The following is a 17,912-nucleotide window of genomic DNA, read 5'->3' on the forward strand; positions in this document are numbered from 1 at the left end:
GGCTTTACCAAAGAAATTGGGAAAGCAACCAGTTTTAAAGAAAAGCCGCATTTTTATCAAAAACTGCCCAAAAGCATTTTGATTTATGAATAAAATTGAACAAATTTGTTAAAATTTACAAATCTTTAAATTAACATCATTTTGATATGATAAATTATACGCCACATAGAATGAAAAAGGTTTTTGGTCTACTTGCACTGGCCGCACTCAGCTCTTTAATGACTGCACAGGTTACCCCTAAGAATTGGAAGATTGCCGGACCTGTTTACAATGCCGGAAGGGCACGTAACATGATCGTCGACCAAAGCAACTCCGCCGTATTATACGTGGGAAGTGCTTCCAGCGGTATCTTTAAGTCTGTTAACAGTGGCGTAAAATGGACTCCCGTGAATGATCAGGCGGATGTTCGCAATATCAGTTACCTTGCGCAAGGTGCCGATGGCACTATTTACGCTGGAACCGGCGAAGGTTTTTTGAGATCTGGTCAAAAAAACAAGGCTCAGGTGGGTACAGGTCTATACAGACTTGATCAATCCAATTCTACGCTTGTTCAGGTTGTTTCAAGTTCGCAGGTAGGTACTGTTATTAACCGTGTGGCCTGCAGTCCTGTTTCTGCTAATAATATGGCCCTTGCTACCAACTCAGGAATCTGGGTTAATACAGGTTCTGGCTTTGTTCAGGTATCTTTAGCCGGAGCTCCTACAGGAACTACTATAAGTGGACAAGACGTTAAATTTGACTCTAACGGGATTTTGTATTGTTCGATTGGCGCAGAAGCCGGTGGCTCTACTGCGGCGCTTGCCAGCAAGGTTTACAGATCAACAGATGCGAGTTTAACCTCTTTTATAGCTATAACTCCAAGTTCCAGTGTTTTAACGGATAATTTTTACGGGCGTATCGAATTAGCCATTGCACCTTCTAACAACAATGTTATTTATGCTTCCTGCGCTAACAAATACACTGGTGGAAACACCTCCACTTTAAAAGGATTATTTGTGTCGTATAACGGCGGTACAGACTGGGCTTTGATCGCACAGGGATCTTCTCAACTCGATCCATTGTCTGACGGCGGAACTACGGCTTCAGGAGACTATTCGCAAGTGTTGTTAGTAGATCCATCTAATTCTGATAGACTTTATTTTGGTGGTTATTCTTTCTATGTATGGCAACGTAATAACAATTCTAATACAAATCCAATAGGCGATTGGAATTCTTTTGGACAAAGCTTTCTCGCCAGTAACCAATTATATTTACATCAAAACATTCATGATATTAAATTTGTTCCGGGAAGTCCTGCAAGATTTTACTTTGTAACAGACGCAGGCGTGTTCAGATCAAGTGACCTTGCTTCCTTTTTAGGCGGCAATATCAATAGTTTTCCTTCTTTTCAACCTTTCTACAAAGGAATGGTTACAGGACAGTACAATTCAGTAAGTATTGAGCGCTATCCGACTGGAGAAGGCATTGGGGTTGACACAACAGGACACAAGATCACTCCTTACGTTGGATTTATAGGAGGAACAGGCGGTAATGGTATGACTTACTTTAGTGGAAAGGATACCCTTGTTACGGAAGAAAGATCTTACCTCGCCGGTGAGGTATACAACACCGAATATTCTAAGATTTTGCCAAATGCGGCCTACACAAGTTTAGGAAACGGCGCACTCTACAGATCTGCGAATGTAAAAGTATCAACTCCAGGACAAGCCCAGATAAATACCTATTCAGGTGTGTTGTCTAAAATAGCACCAACTACTGACGGTTTCTCTAATAACACAAATACAACAACAGGAACCCCCTTTAAATTCTGGGAAAATTACGGACAAACTAATTCGCCCGATTCAGCTTATTTTTACAATGATACGGTTAGATACCAGGCTTCAGTTTCTACTATTCCTGTTTTAACTACGCAAACATTTTTCCCTTTCTCAACGGCAAGACCAAATAAATATGCTTTAATTGACTACGTAGTGGTTAGAACTGGAACGGTTCAGCTTCCTATAGATGGAGCTTTGAAAGATTCTCCTCCTTACAACCAACCTGGCGATGGTAAAACGATTTATGTAACATTACCGCCTACTTACCCTACACCTACAAATACAACCATCGTTACCGCCAATTCAACGGGTGCTTCCACTATCCCGGTAACTTTTACATTAAATACTTCCAGTTTAATAGATAATTTTAATATCAATTTTCCTACCGCGCCGTTCATGACCAAAACAGTAACCCAGTTGCCTGTAAATGCCACCGGAACTGCGATTATTGTACCTGATCCCTCGGTATATTACAGGGTGTTCGCTACGGTTTACTACAAATATGCCGCCGGTGACGTAGTTACAGCAACGGATAATAATATTTCTACAAAAACAAATACCTACTCGTCTGTTCTTACCCAATCTCTTAGCTGGAGAGATTCAGGAAATAGCAGTTTCACGGTAACTTCTACAAATACAGTAGCGGTAACGAATCCAACTTATGTGCTCGTTTCTAACTCAAACCCTGTTCCGGTTACGAGTAGTAATCCGGTTTTCACAGTTACTCCGTCAAGCACAACTACCTACACAGTTCAAAAGTTTGGTACGTTTACAGTTAATGCCAAGGCTGTTAATTATTCGGTATCTATAACTCCAACAACAGCGGTGATCACCTCAACTAATGTTACTGCTACAAGTTATACATTATTGCCAGGCAATGTTACGCAGACAGCGGGTGCGAATTCTTTTACCGTTTCACCAACTAGTGCTAATCCTTCTTACACTATCCTTACACCTCCTGCAACAGGCACGGTGCCGGTAGCAGAGATTTTTACGTTAACCCCTACTTCATTCAGCATTAGTCCAAGTGTTAATACAACTATAGCAAATGCGCCGAATGTTTTTGTGGTAAGTCCTACGGTAACTACAACATACACTATAACACAAACTACTGGAACAGTAACACAACAAACTTTCAGTACAGTAGGAACTACAACTTATGTTCTGAATCCTGGAGCTGTTACGCAAGTGGATAACCCTACTTTTACCGTAAATACCGGAACTACAGCTATTACTTACACTATTGATGGTATTAGCTCAAATACTTTAGCTGCTCCGAATTCGTCTATTACTTTTAACTTTCCTTTCAACACGGTTACTACCGTTTCAGTAACCGGAGGAGTTGCTTTTGCAAAAAGTAACCCGATTATTAAAATGCGTTCTTATATCTCAGCCAGACTTGGTATAATTTATAATACTGTATCGCAAACAAATAGTAATGATGCTATTGTTGTATGTAAAAATCCTTTGGCATTAAACGATCCAATGGCTGTAGTTAGGGTGAGTCAAAATAACACGCCTTTGTACACAGACGATAACGCTGGTGTAGGAACAACTAACACCATTATTGTTACAGGAAAACCTACCATGCTTGAATGGAGCAAAACAGGAACAGAATTGTATTATGCAACAGCATCTACTGGAACACCTACAGCACACAATCTATACCGTGTTTCTCATATTAATACCGTTATGGATCTTTCCCCATCTTCTTATTCTGGAAAATTCTATAACGATATTTACAAATATTCAGCGCCAATCAATTCTGCATCTTTAAATCCGGTATCTCCTTTCAGAACAACTCTTGTTGGTACATTCGACAAACCTATTACCAGTATTAGTGTTAGTAACGATAGCAAACACATTGCTCTAACGTTCAACAGTACTTCTACAGGAACAACAGGAACCATAATGTATGCCAATAATGACATTTCAAAATCAACGGCTGCATCTGCTGGCTGGGTTAATGCACAAGGTACCTTACCTTCTACTGTGCAGGTTACTTATTGTTCGATGATGGAAAAAACAGATGATAAGATTGTATATGTGGGTACAGATAACGGGTTATTTTATACCACCAACATTACTGCTGGTTCTGTAACCTGGGACAATGCCAATAAAAATATTACAAGTGCCAACAATGCTTTACCAAAGGTTCAGGTGTTTGACATTAAACAACAAACTTTTCAACCATGGGATTGCTACAATTCAGGTCAGATCTATGTTGCTACCAATGGTCGCGGTATCTGGACTAATGGTGAATACGTTCCTTACATAGTTGGTTTAAACGAGTATGAAAAGAAAACTGAAGGTAAAAACCTGAGTTTGTATCCAAATCCTACTAATGGAAACGCAACGGTTTCTTTCAGCAGTGTTGATGGTGAGACTGCAGTGTTACAAATTATGGATATCAGCGGACGTATCGTTCAAACTGAACCTATTGGAACTATTGACGGTCAAATAGAATATACTTTTGGCACACAAAACTTAAGCTCTGGTGTTTACATTGTAAACATTAAAAGTGATGCAGCGGTGAAACGTGTATCGAAATTGGTTGTAACAAAATAACATTAAACTCTTCATAAAAAAAAGCTGTCCGGGTCGGACAGCTTTTTTTTTGCTCTAATTTTATGAATGAAAATTTAATGTGATGAAAACTACCGAAGCCGATTCTTACTACAACAACCTTGAACAAATGAGCGTGCCTGAACTTCTTTCTAATATGAACAAGGAAGATAAAACGGTACCCTTAGCAGTGGAAAAATCTATCCCTCAAATTGAAGTAGTGGTAGAAAAAATTGTGGAGCGGATGAAGCAAGGCGGTAGACTTTTTTATATGGGAGCCGGAACCAGTGGCAGATTGGGCATTGTAGACGCGAGTGAATGTCCACCTACCTATGGCATTGAACAAGGAATTGTAGTTGGCCTGATTGCCGGTGGCGATGAAGCTATTCGCAAAGCGGTAGAGTTTGCGGAAGATGACTTAAAACAAGGGTGGCTCGATCTTGAAAAATACAGCATCACCGATAAGGATGTGGTTATTGGCATCGCCGCTTCAGGATCTACGCCTTATGTTATAGGGGCATTGATAACCTGCAACGAAAAAAATATTCTTACGGCTTGTATTACCTGTAATACTGGTAGTGAGCTAGCGAGAGTTGCTAAGTTTCCGGTGGAAATTGTTGTAGGACCTGAATTTGTTACCGGTTCTACACGTATGAAAAGCGGAACTGCTCAGAAATTGGCGCTAAACATGATCTCTACCTCCGTGATGATTAAACTGGGCCGCGTAAAGGGAAACAAAATGGTAGACATGCAATTGAGTAATAACAAACTTGTAGACCGCGGCACGCTAATGCTTATGAAGAATACAGGCATAACAAATTACGAAGAGGCAAAAGTGCTTTTACTGAAACATGGCAATGTGAGAAAGGCAACAGAAGCTTATAAGGCTATCTAAAGCAATTTCATTCCGAGGCGGATTTTAGTGATCACCTTTTTTGTATAAAGCGGGAAATCACCATTCATCATCCAGCTATAATAAGAAGGTTCTTTTGTAAAAACGTCTACCACTGGTTTGTCTTTGTGCTTTCCGAAACTAAAAACTTCCTGACCTTTTTCGTTGTAAACAATTCTTCCCGCAAGATCTACATTTTTTGCACGCATAGAAAAATCACTGAGTTTTGAAATGTCGTTTACTACAGGTTGGTAAAGATTTCCTTTTTCGTCTTTTAATTCAAGGCCTTCATATTTTTCTAACTGAGCTTTAAAGATCTCGAAAGTTGCTATCACATCTGCTTCCGCACTGTGAGCGTTCTCTAAAGGTTTATTACAATAAAACTTGTAGGCTGCGCTTAAATTTCTTGGCTCCATAAAATGGAAAATATTCTGAACATCCACCAATTTCCTTCCCTCCAGATCAAAATCCACTTCTGCTCTTAAAAATTCTTCGGCTAACAAAGGAATGTCGTACTTATTAGAATTGTACCCTGCAAAATCTGCATTACCTATAAACTTCAAAAGGCCTGGAGCTACTTCCTTAAAAGTTGGAGCGTCTACAATATCCTTATCATAAATACCATGAATCTTTGAAACAATCTCAGGAATAGGAATCTCAGGGTTGATTCGTACGGTTTTTGTTTCCGTGCTATTATCGGGATTCATTTTTAACAGACAAATTTCTACAATACGGTCAGATCCTATGCTGAGTCCTGTTGCTTCAATGTCTAAAAATATAAGGGCTTTGTTAAGTTTAATTTGCATAGTCTGGTTGTTTGTCTTAAGCAGGTTCCAAATGTTTTAGCACCTCATCTAAAGGCTTTACGTCTTGAAAAAAGCTGTTTATTTTATGGATAATATTTTCTAAAATGGAATCAGGACAAGAAGCGCCGCTAGTGATAATGACTTTCAAAGGGCTTTTCGACGGAAGAAAATTTTCCGTCTTCAGCATTTTTTTAGTCGGATAATCAAAATGCTGAATGGTAGTTGAGCTTAGAATTTCTTTAGCTGACGAAATAAAATAGGTCGGAAATTTACGTTCACACAATTCTACCAAATGCGAGGTATTACTGCTATTGTACCCCCCTGCAACGATGGCAATGTCTGCATCGCTTTCTAAAAGTCCGTAAGTGGCGTCCTGGTTTTCGTTAGTCGCATAACACAAAGTGTCTCGTGTATCAGCATAATGATCAGTGATCTTTTCTTCTCCATACTTCTCTACCATCACTTTTTTAAAGTAATCCGCGATCTCCTGCGTCTCTGTTGCAAGCATGGTGGTTTGATTGATCACACCTAATTTTTTGAAATGCTGATCTATTGTAAATCCAGGAGTGAACTTTCCTTTAAATTCTTCTTCAAAGCTTTGTTGGTTTTTGTTTCCTGAAATATATTCTGCCAGTCTTTTCGATTCCTCCATGTCACGCACAACTACAACGGCATCGCTATCTATAGCGCTGCGTGAAAAAGTAGAACGGGTTTCTTCGTGACTGTTTTTTCCATGGATAATAATGGTATGTTTTGTTCTGCCTATTGTTTCTGATTTTTTCCAGACACGTTCTACAAAAGGACAAGTAGTATTGTAAGATTCGGTTTTAATGCCTTTTTCTTCTAATAATTTCAGTAGTGGCAAAGGCGCTCCAAACGCAGGAATCATCACAATATCGTAAGAAGTCAAAACTTCAAAGGGAATCAATTGATGACCATGCGTATCCTGCAGAAACTGAACGCCTCTTTCGGTTAGATCTTTATTTACATCCGGATTATGGATCATCTCACTCAATAAAAAAATACGTTTACCCGGATTTTCATCTAAAGCCCGGAAGGCAATTTCAATCGCGTTCTCCACGCCGTAACAAAATCCAAAGTGCCGCGCAACATAATATTGCACAGGCCCAAAATCAAGTATGGTCGGGCTATTGTCCTTTTTACGCGGATCCTGAATTTTACGAAACTGTTTTACTTTCGCAATGATCGGACTCCTATAAAATTCAGGAACGTTAAAGGTTTTCATGAATGTAAATTTACTATTTTTTATTGCGCGGATGATAGGTCAAAATGTTATCTCTTAAGAACTGCCTGTCCAGGTGTGTGTATATTTCGGTGGTGGTAATACTTTCGTGTCCAAGCATTTCCTGCACTGCTCTTAGGTCTGCCCCACCCTCTACCAGGTGCGTGGCGAAAGAATGACGAAAAGTATGCGGACTTAACGATTTTTTGATTCCCGCTTTTTCTGCGAGATCTTTAATGATATAAAAAACCATAACGCGAGATAGCTGCCCACCACGCCTGTTCAGGAACACAATGTCTTCTGATCTGGAATTCGCCGGCAGATGCACCCGAACCTGGCTTATGTAAGAGCTGATTAATTTTTTGGCGATCTTGCCAATAGGGACAAGTCTTTCCTTATTGCCCTTGCCTACTATTTTAATGTAATCGTTATCCAGGTGCAGATCTGTAATTTTTAAATTAGTTAATTCGCTTACACGCAGTCCGCAACTATACAGTGTTTCAAGAATGGCAACATTTCTTTCACCTTCGGGACTACTGCGATCTACACACCCAATCATCTTGTCAATTTCTTCTGTACTTAAAAATTCAGGAAGTTTTCTCCGGAGTTTAGGAGTTTCTAAAAGTTCGGCAGGACTTTGTTTTAATTCGTTTTCGAGCAGCAAAAATTTATAAAAAGTCTTAATCCCTGAAATAATGCGCGATTGTGTAGCAGCAGAAAACCCAAGCTCTGCAATCCACTCTACAAAGCCCTGCAACTGTTTGTAGGTAAAACTTAAAGGGCTTTGATAGCCGAGAAAACCTTCGGAATAATTCTCCAGTTTTTTAAGATCGTCAGCGTATGCTTCAATGGTGTTTTTTGACATAGATCTTTCCAGTTGAAGAAACTGCTTAAACCTTCTGTAATATATATTCCACGCACTCATACTAGCAAGAAACTATCTTTTTGAATCCAAAAATTAGTTCTAATTTTATCACCAGATGAAGATACTTATTATAAACGGTCCCAACTTAAATCTTTTAGGAAAAAGAGAAACCGAAATTTACGGTAACTCTACTTTTGAAAGTCATTACGAGACATTGAAAAAAAAATACAGGGATATTGAATTATATTATTTTCAAAGTAATGTAGAAGGAGAACTCATCAATAAATTGCATGATGCAGGATTTTCTTACGATGGTATTATTCTGAATGCCGGCGCCTATACACACACTTCCATAGCCATTGCAGACGCAATTGCCGGTATAAAAACTCCGGTTGTAGAAGTTCACATCAGCAATATTTTCGCCCGCGAAGATTACAGACACGTTTCTTACTTAGGCGCAAAATGCAAAGGCAGCATTAGTGGTTTTGGTTTGACGGGCTACGAAATGGCATTGAAGAGCTTTTTAGAATAGATTATTTTTCTCATCACTCGTAATAGAAGACTATTGACTTTCAACTATTAACTGCAAAATGGCGCTGAATAAAAAATACGAAACTACGTAAGGATCTCCAGGCTCCCCATCCCCTCGCGAATAACTTCAAACTCATCGTTACTAACAATTGATAACAGTAGACGGAAAAAGATTTCCAAAACCACAGTCAATAACAAAGGGATAAGCGATAATTTTCCAGATGAAGTTGGGATCTAAAATAAAGCAATGCTTTATTTCCTATGTACTCCTTTAAGCGCAAGGTAATCTATCTCTATGTGCCTATGTGGTTAAACCTTCAACGTGTGAGCGGAAAGCTAAGCCAAAATCTCCAGGCTCCCCATCCCTTCGCGAATAACTTCAAACTCATCGTTACTACAATTGATAACAGTAGAAGGAAACAGGTTTCCAAAGCCCCCATCAATTACCATATCCACCTTGTCTTCGTACTGCTGATGGATAATCTCCGGGTCAGCGAAATATTCGGTAATATCATCTTCCATGTCAATAAGACTGGTAGAAATTAAAGGATTACCTAGCGCATTCACGATCTCTTTACAAATTAAATTATCAGGGACACGGATACCTACCGTTTTTTTATTCTGTTTCAATAATTTCGGAACCTTGTTGCTGGCTTCTAATATAAAAGTATAAGGACCCGGCAAAGCCTTTTTCATCACACGAAAAATATGATTGGGAATGGCCTTGGTATATTCAGATAAATGACTCAGATCAGAGCACACAAAAGAAAAATGAGATTTCTCGGGCTTAATGCCTTTCAGTCTGCAAATTCTTTCTACAGCTTTTGTATTAGTAATGTCGCAACCCAGCGCATATACTGTATCTGTAGGATAAATAATAATCCCTCCGTCTTTCAAACAGTTTACTATTTGATAAATAGAAGCAGAAGGAATATTTTTATCGTTGATTCGAATTAGCACAAATCAAAGTTACAGAAATCTCACGGAGATATCTTATAAAAATGGTTAAGCTGAATCTTTCGCCATTTCATCAATCAGCGCATGAAAATCGAGGTCAAGAATTTTCGCTATGACACGCAATTTAATAAAATCAGGCTTAATAATTCCAGATTCAAGGCGTGAATAAGAAGATTGTTCTATATTGCAATGTATCGCCATGTATTCTTGCGAGTGGCCTTTAGACTCTCTTAGAGATTTTAATTTGTAACCGATCATTTGGATATTTTTTAGAGTGGCGAGTACAACGTAATTAGAGGGAATTTTACTGGATCTTTATCTGTCAAGTGTCCTGGCACCACAACTCCCACTGTATTAACTTTTGGCCTTATTGTGCCAAACAATGGTAACGATATGTTTTTTCAATCCGGGGATAGCGCTGGTTGGAATTTTTACTTTCAAAATGACCCTACTTTTAGGCATCAAGTCGCAATGGAAATTGTATCCTAAAGTTAATGAGAAATTTTTCGGCCATGATTTTGTGGCCGAAAAATTTATTAATTTGGTCGAAATGATGCAAAGGTTATTATTACCATTAAACTTTCTAGTTATGAGTTTCGCAATTCAAGCGCAAACTTGCTATTCAGAATACACTTGTATCAACAAAATATTTGCAAGCTCGAAAATTGATTTGGAGGGTGCGCTCCATCAGACTTCCAGCTCACAGCAAAACAAAAAAAATCAACGGAAGAAATAATCGCAAGGCATGTAATAATTTCTAAATCGAAACTGCATATTTACTCCAATTGTGAGTTTACTTATATAGAAATAAATCTTGAGAAAATAAATATACCAGAAATTGTAACAGGTCCAGAAAATGAAGCTCATATCCTTATTGCTAAAAAAATAAGCTGATTTATGACCTTATTAAATTTAGCGTGTATGATTACAAAAATCCCGACTCTTTGACCGGAAAAAATTCGACGATAAAAAACGACTCGTTATCATCAAAGTTAGTGATGATACATAACATTAAAGACACTGCACTAATAACTTTAAAACAATATCTTCCGAAGTGCCTTACCGCTAAAATCATTCTGCCAAATATTCCGTATCGAATTGAAAAAATCGAGACAAAGACTCAGAATGTAATTCTTACTTCCTTTGAAAATAACGTAAATTTTGATTTTCAAAAGCAAATTAGTTTTGCTAAAAAAAAATGCCTTCAGAAAGGCAAACCTGTTAATCTGTTGTTTAATTATTGAGGTTAGACCTGGTATTAAATTTATTCGTCCAGTCCTAAACATTACTTGCCAAAAAAAGCCAAAAAATTTAATTTTTCCTCCCGTTAACAAGTCGTTAACTGCGGATGTATCTTTTTTTAAATACTTTCGTTATCGAGTAACCCAATAGACAAACCCCACACACATGAGTAAAAAAATACCAGTTCTGTTATTTTTATTAGCCTCTCTATTTTCAAAATCTCAAACCTTGAGACTTTCCGGCAATATTAAAGATACCGCGAGCAAGGGCGGTCTGCCGAATGTGCTCTTAATGGCTTTGAAGTTCAGCGATTCTACGTTAGTCAAATACACCCGTTCAAACAGTTCGGGTGTTTTTTCTCCGGTACGGGTACCGCTCGATACTTATATTGTTATTTTATCCCATCCAAATTTTAGTGACAAGACCTATTTATTGGTTCCTTCGCCAAAAGATTCTGTCTTTAATTTTAAGAATGTAGTTCTGCCACCAAAATCCATTGTACTGAACGAAGTTGAAATTGTAGCGCCTAAAGAAAAAAGTTATTACAAAGGCGATACCTTGATTTTTACCGCAGACTCCTTTAAAACCGCGCCCAATGCTACCGTAGAAGATCTTCTTAGAAAACTTCCTGGTGTGCGTGTGGATCAGAATGGAAAAATAACCATACAGGGAAAAGAAGTAGACCAGGTATTGGTAGATGGGGATGAATTTTTTGGGACAGATCCAACTATTGCCACGCGCAACCTTAGCGCTACTTCGATTGATAACGTACAAGTATTTGATAAAAAAAATGAAAGTACCGAAGAGGGCGCTGCCGAAACATTAAAGGTCGTCAATCTGAAAATGAAGGACGATGCCAAGAAAGGCTATTTCGGTAAGGTTTCCGGTGCCAGCGATTTTCAAAATTTTTACGAAGCTGAACTTTTGGCCAATCATTTTAAAGGGAACAGAAAAGTGAGTGTTTTTGGCCTGGTTGCCAATACCCCCAAACAAGCTTTTGGTGGACAAGAAGCCGATAAGTATGGATTAAGCAATGAACAACAGTGGAGCTATAACGATGAAACAGGAAGCTGGACAAATAATAACGACAAAGGAACCGGCGTACCACTCACTATTAAATCGGGTTTTTATTTTAACGATAAGATTGGAAAGAATACAAAAGTAAATACAGATTATACTTTTAATCAAAATCAACTAAATAGTAAGTCGGAAACAAACACCCAGTTCTTTTTAACCGACACGACCTATAGCAATCTGAAAATAAAAAGCAGTGTTTCGAAAAATCAAAGCCACAACTTTAATTTCAGGATCATTCAAAAATTAGATTCACTAACTGAACTGACTGTAGCGCCGAAATTAAAATATGTTTCTTCGAGTAACAATAATACCCAAACAGATGATTTTACATCGGAAGACGATATTACAACCCGCCGAACCGTAATTAGAAATAAAACTACAAACGAATCACGTGATGCTAATATCTTGTTTAAACTCGATCGCAAGTTCAAAAAGAAAGACCGGAATTTAAACGTGACGTACCAGCCCATTTATAACAGTAATGAAAGTTTGACCAATTTAGAAACGAACTTTATTTATTTTAATGATCAGCAGGCCGACAGTAGTCTGTCGCAGCAGCGGAGTCAAAACAATTCTAAAATGGAGCACAATGCCTCCATCACATACATTGAGCCTTTGACCAAGAAATTTAAAACAGAAGTCGGATATAATTTCACTAACAACTTCAACACTAATAACCGTCAAACTTTTAACCAAAGAGCGACAGGCTATGACTTACTTGATTCTGCCTTGTCGAATAACTTCGAAAACAAACGGATCATTAATCGCGCTGGAACTAAATTAATTTACGATGTAAAAAAATACAGGATAGTGATCGGTAGTTATTTCAGAAATATTCAACAGGAAAATATAAACATCACCACCGGAAATAAATTACAGCAGAACGTAAACAATATTTTACCCCTTGCGTCTTTTAATTACCGCATCAACCAGGGTTCTAATTTTTCGGTGAACTATAATTCTTCGTCACAACAGCCAGACCTCCAACAAATGCAGCCGGTGCGCGATAACAGCGATCCCAATCGTATCTCTATCGGAAATCCAAATCTAAAACCGACCTTCAGTAATAACTTCACCATGAATTATTATTTCTACAAAGGAATTAAGGATGTAAACTTTTGGTCGGGTGGAAATTTTATTAATACGATGAACCAGATTTCTAATAACACGGTTTACGATTCAGAAGGACGCGCTATCACTCAGCCTGTAAACATTAACGGAAACTACAATAGCAATGTTTGGTTTGGCGGAGGTTTTCCCATGTTTAAAAAATTCTTTAAGGTGTATTATAATTTTAACGGAGGTTTTTCCAATAACGTGTCTTATGTAAATGGAACGCGCAATATTGCTCAAAATATTACTTTTAGTCCTGGACTGAATCTTAATAAAAATGCCGAAAAATTCGCTGTCGATTTAGGTGCCAATTACACCTACAGTATTCCAAAATCAAACATCAGTGTTCAATCCAATCAACCCTACTACATGTACAGTCTTGAAGGAAGCATCATGGTTAAGCTTACAAAAAGATGGGTAGTTTTAACAGACGGAAAATATACGGATAACGGTAACCGTACACCCGGTTATAACATCAACTACTTTATCTGGAATGCAAGTCTGGCTCGCTCCTTCCTGAAAACTGAAAATCTGATTTTATCTTTAAATGCCAACGATATTTTAAATCAAAATATAAGCAATCAACGCTACATTACCAGCAATCAAATTGTAGATACGAAAACGCAAATTATCAAACGTTACTTTTTATTGAAATTACTGTACAAATTTAATAACACAAAAACTAAAGTTGAAGACGATGGTGACTTTTAACAAGCTTATACTCTTACTTTTCCTAACCTGCGCTGGTTTAGGATTGAAGGGCCAGATCAACTCCGCTAAAATAACGTTTGAGCGCAAAACAAATCTTTATAAAAAATTCAAAAAGAGCAATGATATTCAACGCTGGATTAAAGAAGAAGAAAAAATAAAAATAGATTATTTCGAACTTTACATAACTGACTCTTGCTCTGTGTTTAAACCCCAGGAAACAGAATTGAGAGAAAATTTAAGCTGGGCCACGGCAAAAAATACGGTTTATCAATATCCTAATCAGGACAAACGTTACCTCATAAAAACCATGTGGGGTGAAGAACTTCATTTAACCGACAGTATATTTAAGCGCGAATGGCAGATCACTCAAAGCAGTCGTAAAATAGCCGGCTACATGTGCCGCAAGGCGATTTGGCAGGCAAACGACAGTACACGGATTTATGCCTGGTTCAGTTACGATATTATTGCATCTACTGGTCCTGAAAGTTTTAATGGTTTGCCAGGTACTATTCTTGGACTTGCCACAGAAGATGGCGGCATTGTTTATTTTGCGAAAAAAGTGGAAATTTTAAAACCCGAGGCCTCCGTTTTTATTCCACCAAAAAAGAAGAAAATTTATACTGTTCCGGAGCTTAAAGCTATGCTCGCAAAACAATACGGGCACGAAAAATGGTTTAAAGAAGAGATGACAGAGCAGTTTGGAATCTGGTAGTGCGACACAAATTTCACTAATAACACTAAGTCAGAGAAGTTGAAGGATTAGAAGGGTTTTTACAAATTTCTTTGTGTAATTCGTGAAATTAGTGTCTTTATGCAGTATTTGGAATATTCGTTCCGAATTGATAATTTTGTGGTGAATAAAACCACTCTTATGCCAAAAGTAAAACAATTTAATAAAGAAAAGGTTTTGGAAGTTGCTTCTACGATCTTTCACCAAAAAGGATATAATGGAACTTCGATAGACGAAATCCTCAAAGCTACCGGACTTAGCCGCAGCAGTCTTTACGATTCGTTTAAAGACAAACACACACTCTACTTACAATCTCTTGAATTTTATAACAATGCCGAAAAAGATGGCTACGAAAACGTGAACCAGAAAAAATTAAACGGCATGCAAAAAATAGAATTCCTTTTTAAAGAAGCGGTTAATCACATAGTTGAAAATCCAGGAGATAATGGCTGTTTGATGGTAAACGCAGCTGCTGAGATGAGTAAACAATGCGAGAAAACATCCCAATTAATTTGCAACAATAAAGAAAGCATGCACGAACTTTTCACAACCTGGTTAAGCGATGCACAGAGCAGCAATGATGTGAAACTCAGCAACGCTCCAAAATCATACGCGCCTTTTTTATTTAATGCCTTGTGTGGTTTAAAAGTGCTTAGTCAAAGCGGTGCTACCAAAGCTGAATTGAACAATGTTGTTAAAGTAACGATGGACGCCCTGGTATAATGATAGTTGACACGCACACGCACCTGTATGCAGAAGAATTTAATGCAGACAGAACCGCACTGATCGAAAAAGCCATAGCTAACGGAGTAAAGAAATTTTACCTTCCAAACATTGACTCCGGTTCTATACAGCCCATGCTGGACCTGGAAAAGGAACTGCCAGAAAGTTGTTTTGCTATGATGGGTCTGCACCCTTGTTCGGTAAAAGAAACCTACAAAGAAGAATTAGATCTTGTAAGAGAATGGCTTGATAAAAGAAAATTCATAGCCATAGGTGAGATAGGAATAGACCTATATTGGGACAAAACGTTTTTGGAAGAGCAAAAGGCAGCTTTCCGTCAGCAAATCGACTGGGCATTAGAATACAATTATCCCATTTCCATTCACTGTCGTGAGGCATTTGATCCGATTTTCGAAATTCTGAGCTCTTATACAACCCTTCCAAGATCGATTTTCCATTGCTTTTCAGGCACTTTAGAGCAGGCCAATAAGATTATTGATCTTGGTGGATTTAAATTGGGTATAGGAGGCGTGGTGACCTTTAAAAATGCAGGAATTGACAAAGTGGTAGAGCAGATTGATTTGCAACATCTTGTTTTAGAGACAGATGCACCTTATTTGGCTCCGGTTCCTTTCCGCGGAAAGAGAAACGAACCTGTTTATATATTAGAAGTAGCCCGTAAAATTGCCCAGATTAAAAATATCTCCATGGAGGAAGTTGGGCGCATTACAAGTGAAAACGCAAAATATATCTTTCAAAATGGATAAATTGTTGAAAACCTGCGTATATTTTTCAAAAAAGTTTTGTTCACTAAAAAAAACTTCTTACATTTGCACCCCCTATTTTAGGGAAAAGACTAAAATTTTTACAAAGTGGACGCATTAAGTTATAAAACAAAATTTGCCAACAAGGCAACAGCCAATAAAGAATGGTTACTTGTTGACGCTGAAAATGAAGTAGTTGGACGTTTAGCTTCGAAAGTAGCAATGTTACTTCGTGGAAAACATTTACCAAGTTATACTCCGCACGCGGATGCAGGAAGTAATGTAATTATCATTAATGCTGAGAAAGTTCGCTTTACCGGTAAAAAATTTACTGATAAAGAATACATTCGTTACACTGGTTACCAAGGTGGTCAGCGTTTTGCCACTCCAAAAGAGGTAATGGCAAAAAAACCTGAAGATATTTTATCACATGCTATTCATGGTATGTTGCCAAAAGGTCGTTTAGGTAGAACTTTAAACACCAATATCCGTATTTTCGTAGGTACTGAGCACGGTCACGACGCTCAACAGCCTAAAAAAATAGATTTAAGTAAAATTAAGTAATTAAGAAATAAATGGAAGTAATTAATACATCTGGCCGCAGAAAAACTTCAGTTGCACGTGCATACGTAACAGCAGGCTCTGGAAACATTGAAGTAAACGGAAGAGATTTCAAAGAATATTTCAAAACTCCAACTTTACATTATTATGTAACGCAATCGTTAATGGTTTCAAACCTTCGCGAAGCTTACGACGTTAAAGTAAATGTTGCAGGTGGCGGAATTACAGGTCAGGCACAAGCTATTCGTTTAGCTATTGCTAAAGCGTTAGTTGAAATGAATGCAGAGTTAAAAAAAGATCTTCGTGCAGCAGGTTTAATTACCCGCGATCCACGTATGGTTGAACGTAAGAAATTCGGTCAGAAAAAAGCTCGTGCTCGCTTCCAATTCAGCAAACGTTAATATTTTATTTAAAGAAAGAGAACATAACAAATGTCAGCAAGAACATCCTTTAACGAATTACTTGAATCAGGTGCACACTTTGGTCACCTTAAAAGCAAATGGAATCCGGCAATGGCTCCTTATATCTATGCCGAAAAGAACGGAATTCATATTATCGATCTAAACAAAACTGTTGCTAAAATTGATGAAGCAGCAGACGCTTTAAAACAAATCGCCCGTTCTGGTCGTAAAGTTTTATTCGTAGCTACTAAAAAACAAGCAAAAGATATAGTTGCCGAAAAAGTAAAAACAGTTAACATGCCTTATGTTACTGAACGTTGGCCAGGTGGAATGTTGACTAACTTTGCTACGATCCGTAAATCGGTTCGTCGTATGAGCCAGATCGACAAGATGTTTGCTGATGGAACTTTCAGTAACGTTTCTAAACGCGAACGTTTACAGTTTTCACGTGAGCGTGCAAAATTAGAGACACAATTCGGTTCAGTTGCTGACTTAACACGTTTACCAGCTGCATTGTTCATTGTGGATATCACTAAAGAACATATCGCAGTAGCAGAAGCTAAACGTCTTAACATCCCTACTTTTGCGATTGTGGATACAAATTCAAATCCAAATTTAGTTGATTTTGCAGTTCCTGCTAATGACGATGCTTCTACTTCTATTGCTTACATCATTGAATTAATGGTGAACGCAGTAAAAGAAGGTTTATCTGATCGTAAAATGGATAAAGAAAATAACGCTGAAGAAAACGATACAAAAGAAATGAGTGCTTCTGAAGCTGAAGAATTAGCAGCAGGTGCAACCATTAAAGGTGCTAAGGAAGAAGAAGAAGAAGGTGGAGCTAAGAAACCACGTCGTAGAGTGATAGCGAAAAAATAATTTTACTATAATTTTTTTAAAGCGGTCATTCTGGC

The 17,912-nt window shown here is 38.0% G+C and carries 17 protein-coding genes; 12 read left to right on the top strand and 5 right to left on the bottom strand.

The window, feature by feature from the left end; translation table 11 throughout:
* The first annotated feature begins 146 nt into the window (after nt 1-146).
* Together CNR22_02335 and murQ are read left to right on the top strand one after the other, a co-directional pair.
* Entirely contained in the window at nt 147-4,385 is a 4,239-nt protein-coding gene (locus tag CNR22_02335; GenBank protein PBQ30657.1) for a hypothetical protein, read from the top strand.
* Between the two features lie 82 nt (nt 4,386-4,467).
* A complete protein-coding gene (gene murQ, locus CNR22_02340; GenBank protein PBQ30658.1) occupies nt 4,468-5,277 on the top strand; it encodes an N-acetylmuramic acid 6-phosphate etherase in 810 nt (269 codons plus the stop codon).
* On the opposite strand, the gene CNR22_02345 is transcribed toward murQ, so the two are convergent.
* From CNR22_02345 to CNR22_02355, 3 genes are read right to left on the bottom strand one after another with little or no spacing between them, the layout of a single operon-like run.
* Nucleotides 5,274-6,080, bottom strand: coding sequence for a DNA polymerase III subunit epsilon (locus CNR22_02345; GenBank protein ID PBQ30659.1), 807 nt, complete (start codon nt 6,078-6,080; stop codon nt 5,274-5,276). The genes murQ and CNR22_02345 overlap by 4 nt on opposite strands.
* Before the next feature lie 16 nt (nt 6,081-6,096).
* The gene (locus tag CNR22_02350; protein PBQ30660.1) at nt 6,097-7,326 is read right to left on the bottom strand and encodes a 4-hydroxy-3-methylbut-2-enyl diphosphate reductase; all 1,230 of its coding nucleotides are present in this window, start codon (nt 7,324-7,326) and stop codon (nt 6,097-6,099) included.
* 13 nt (nt 7,327-7,339) lie between these two features.
* Nucleotides 7,340-8,248, bottom strand: a complete 909-nt coding sequence (locus CNR22_02355; protein ID PBQ30661.1) for a tyrosine recombinase XerD — start codon at nt 8,246-8,248, stop codon at nt 7,340-7,342.
* Between the two features lie 55 nt (nt 8,249-8,303).
* Between CNR22_02355 and aroQ the strand changes: the two genes are divergently transcribed.
* Nucleotides 8,304-8,720, top strand: coding sequence for a type II 3-dehydroquinate dehydratase (gene aroQ / locus CNR22_02360; protein ID PBQ30662.1), 417 nt, complete (start codon nt 8,304-8,306; stop codon nt 8,718-8,720).
* Between the two features lie 335 nt (nt 8,721-9,055).
* On the opposite strand, the gene CNR22_02365 is transcribed toward aroQ, so the two are convergent.
* Together CNR22_02365 and CNR22_02370 are read right to left on the bottom strand one after the other, a co-directional pair.
* Entirely contained in the window at nt 9,056-9,679 is a 624-nt protein-coding gene (locus CNR22_02365; protein ID PBQ30663.1) for a threonylcarbamoyl-AMP synthase, read from the bottom strand.
* Between the two features lie 45 nt (nt 9,680-9,724).
* The gene (locus CNR22_02370; protein PBQ30664.1) at nt 9,725-9,934 is read right to left on the bottom strand and encodes a transcriptional regulator; all 210 of its coding nucleotides are present in this window, start codon (nt 9,932-9,934) and stop codon (nt 9,725-9,727) included.
* A 124-nt stretch (nt 9,935-10,058) separates the two neighbouring features.
* Between CNR22_02370 and CNR22_02375 the strand changes: the two genes are divergently transcribed.
* The 9 genes from CNR22_02375 to rpsB all read left to right on the top strand — a co-directional run bounded on the left by CNR22_02375 (nt 10,059) and on the right by rpsB (nt 17,877).
* Nucleotides 10,059-10,412: a hypothetical protein gene (locus tag CNR22_02375; GenBank protein ID PBQ30665.1), complete on the top strand. Its 354-nt coding sequence runs from the start codon at nt 10,059-10,061 to the stop codon at nt 10,410-10,412.
* 181 nt (nt 10,413-10,593) lie between these two features.
* Complete coding sequence (locus CNR22_02380; protein PBQ30666.1) at nt 10,594-10,920, top strand: hypothetical protein; 327 nt, start codon at nt 10,594-10,596, stop codon at nt 10,918-10,920.
* Between the two features lie 163 nt (nt 10,921-11,083).
* Nucleotides 11,084-13,819, top strand: coding sequence for a hypothetical protein (locus CNR22_02385; protein PBQ30667.1), 2,736 nt, complete (start codon nt 11,084-11,086; stop codon nt 13,817-13,819).
* Nucleotides 13,806-14,531, top strand: a complete 726-nt coding sequence (locus CNR22_02390; GenBank protein PBQ30668.1) for a hypothetical protein — start codon at nt 13,806-13,808, stop codon at nt 14,529-14,531. Before CNR22_02385 ends, CNR22_02390 begins: the two co-directional genes overlap by 14 nt.
* Before the next feature lie 99 nt (nt 14,532-14,630).
* Entirely contained in the window at nt 14,631-15,272 is a 642-nt protein-coding gene (locus tag CNR22_02395; protein PBQ30669.1) for a hypothetical protein, read from the top strand.
* The gene (locus CNR22_02400; protein ID PBQ30670.1) at nt 15,269-16,039 is read left to right on the top strand and encodes a hydrolase TatD; all 771 of its coding nucleotides are present in this window, start codon (nt 15,269-15,271) and stop codon (nt 16,037-16,039) included. Before CNR22_02395 ends, CNR22_02400 begins: the two co-directional genes overlap by 4 nt.
* 105 nt (nt 16,040-16,144) lie before the next feature.
* A complete protein-coding gene (locus CNR22_02405) occupies nt 16,145-16,600 on the top strand; it encodes a 50S ribosomal protein L13 (GenBank protein PBQ30671.1) in 456 nt (151 codons plus the stop codon).
* Between the two features lie 11 nt (nt 16,601-16,611).
* Nucleotides 16,612-16,998: a 30S ribosomal protein S9 gene (locus tag CNR22_02410; protein ID PBQ30672.1), complete on the top strand. Its 387-nt coding sequence runs from the start codon at nt 16,612-16,614 to the stop codon at nt 16,996-16,998.
* 30 nt (nt 16,999-17,028) lie between these two features.
* Nucleotides 17,029-17,877 carry a 30S ribosomal protein S2 gene (rpsB, locus tag CNR22_02415; GenBank protein PBQ30673.1) on the top strand — a complete coding sequence of 283 codons (849 nt, stop codon included), beginning with the start codon at nt 17,029-17,031 and terminating at the stop codon, nt 17,875-17,877.
* Nucleotides 17,878-17,912: the final 35 nt, after the last annotated feature.

The sequence above is a fragment of the Sphingobacteriaceae bacterium genome (genome assembly GCA_002319075.1).
Lineage (GTDB): Bacteria > Bacteroidota > Bacteroidia > B-17B0 > Aurantibacillaceae > Aurantibacillus.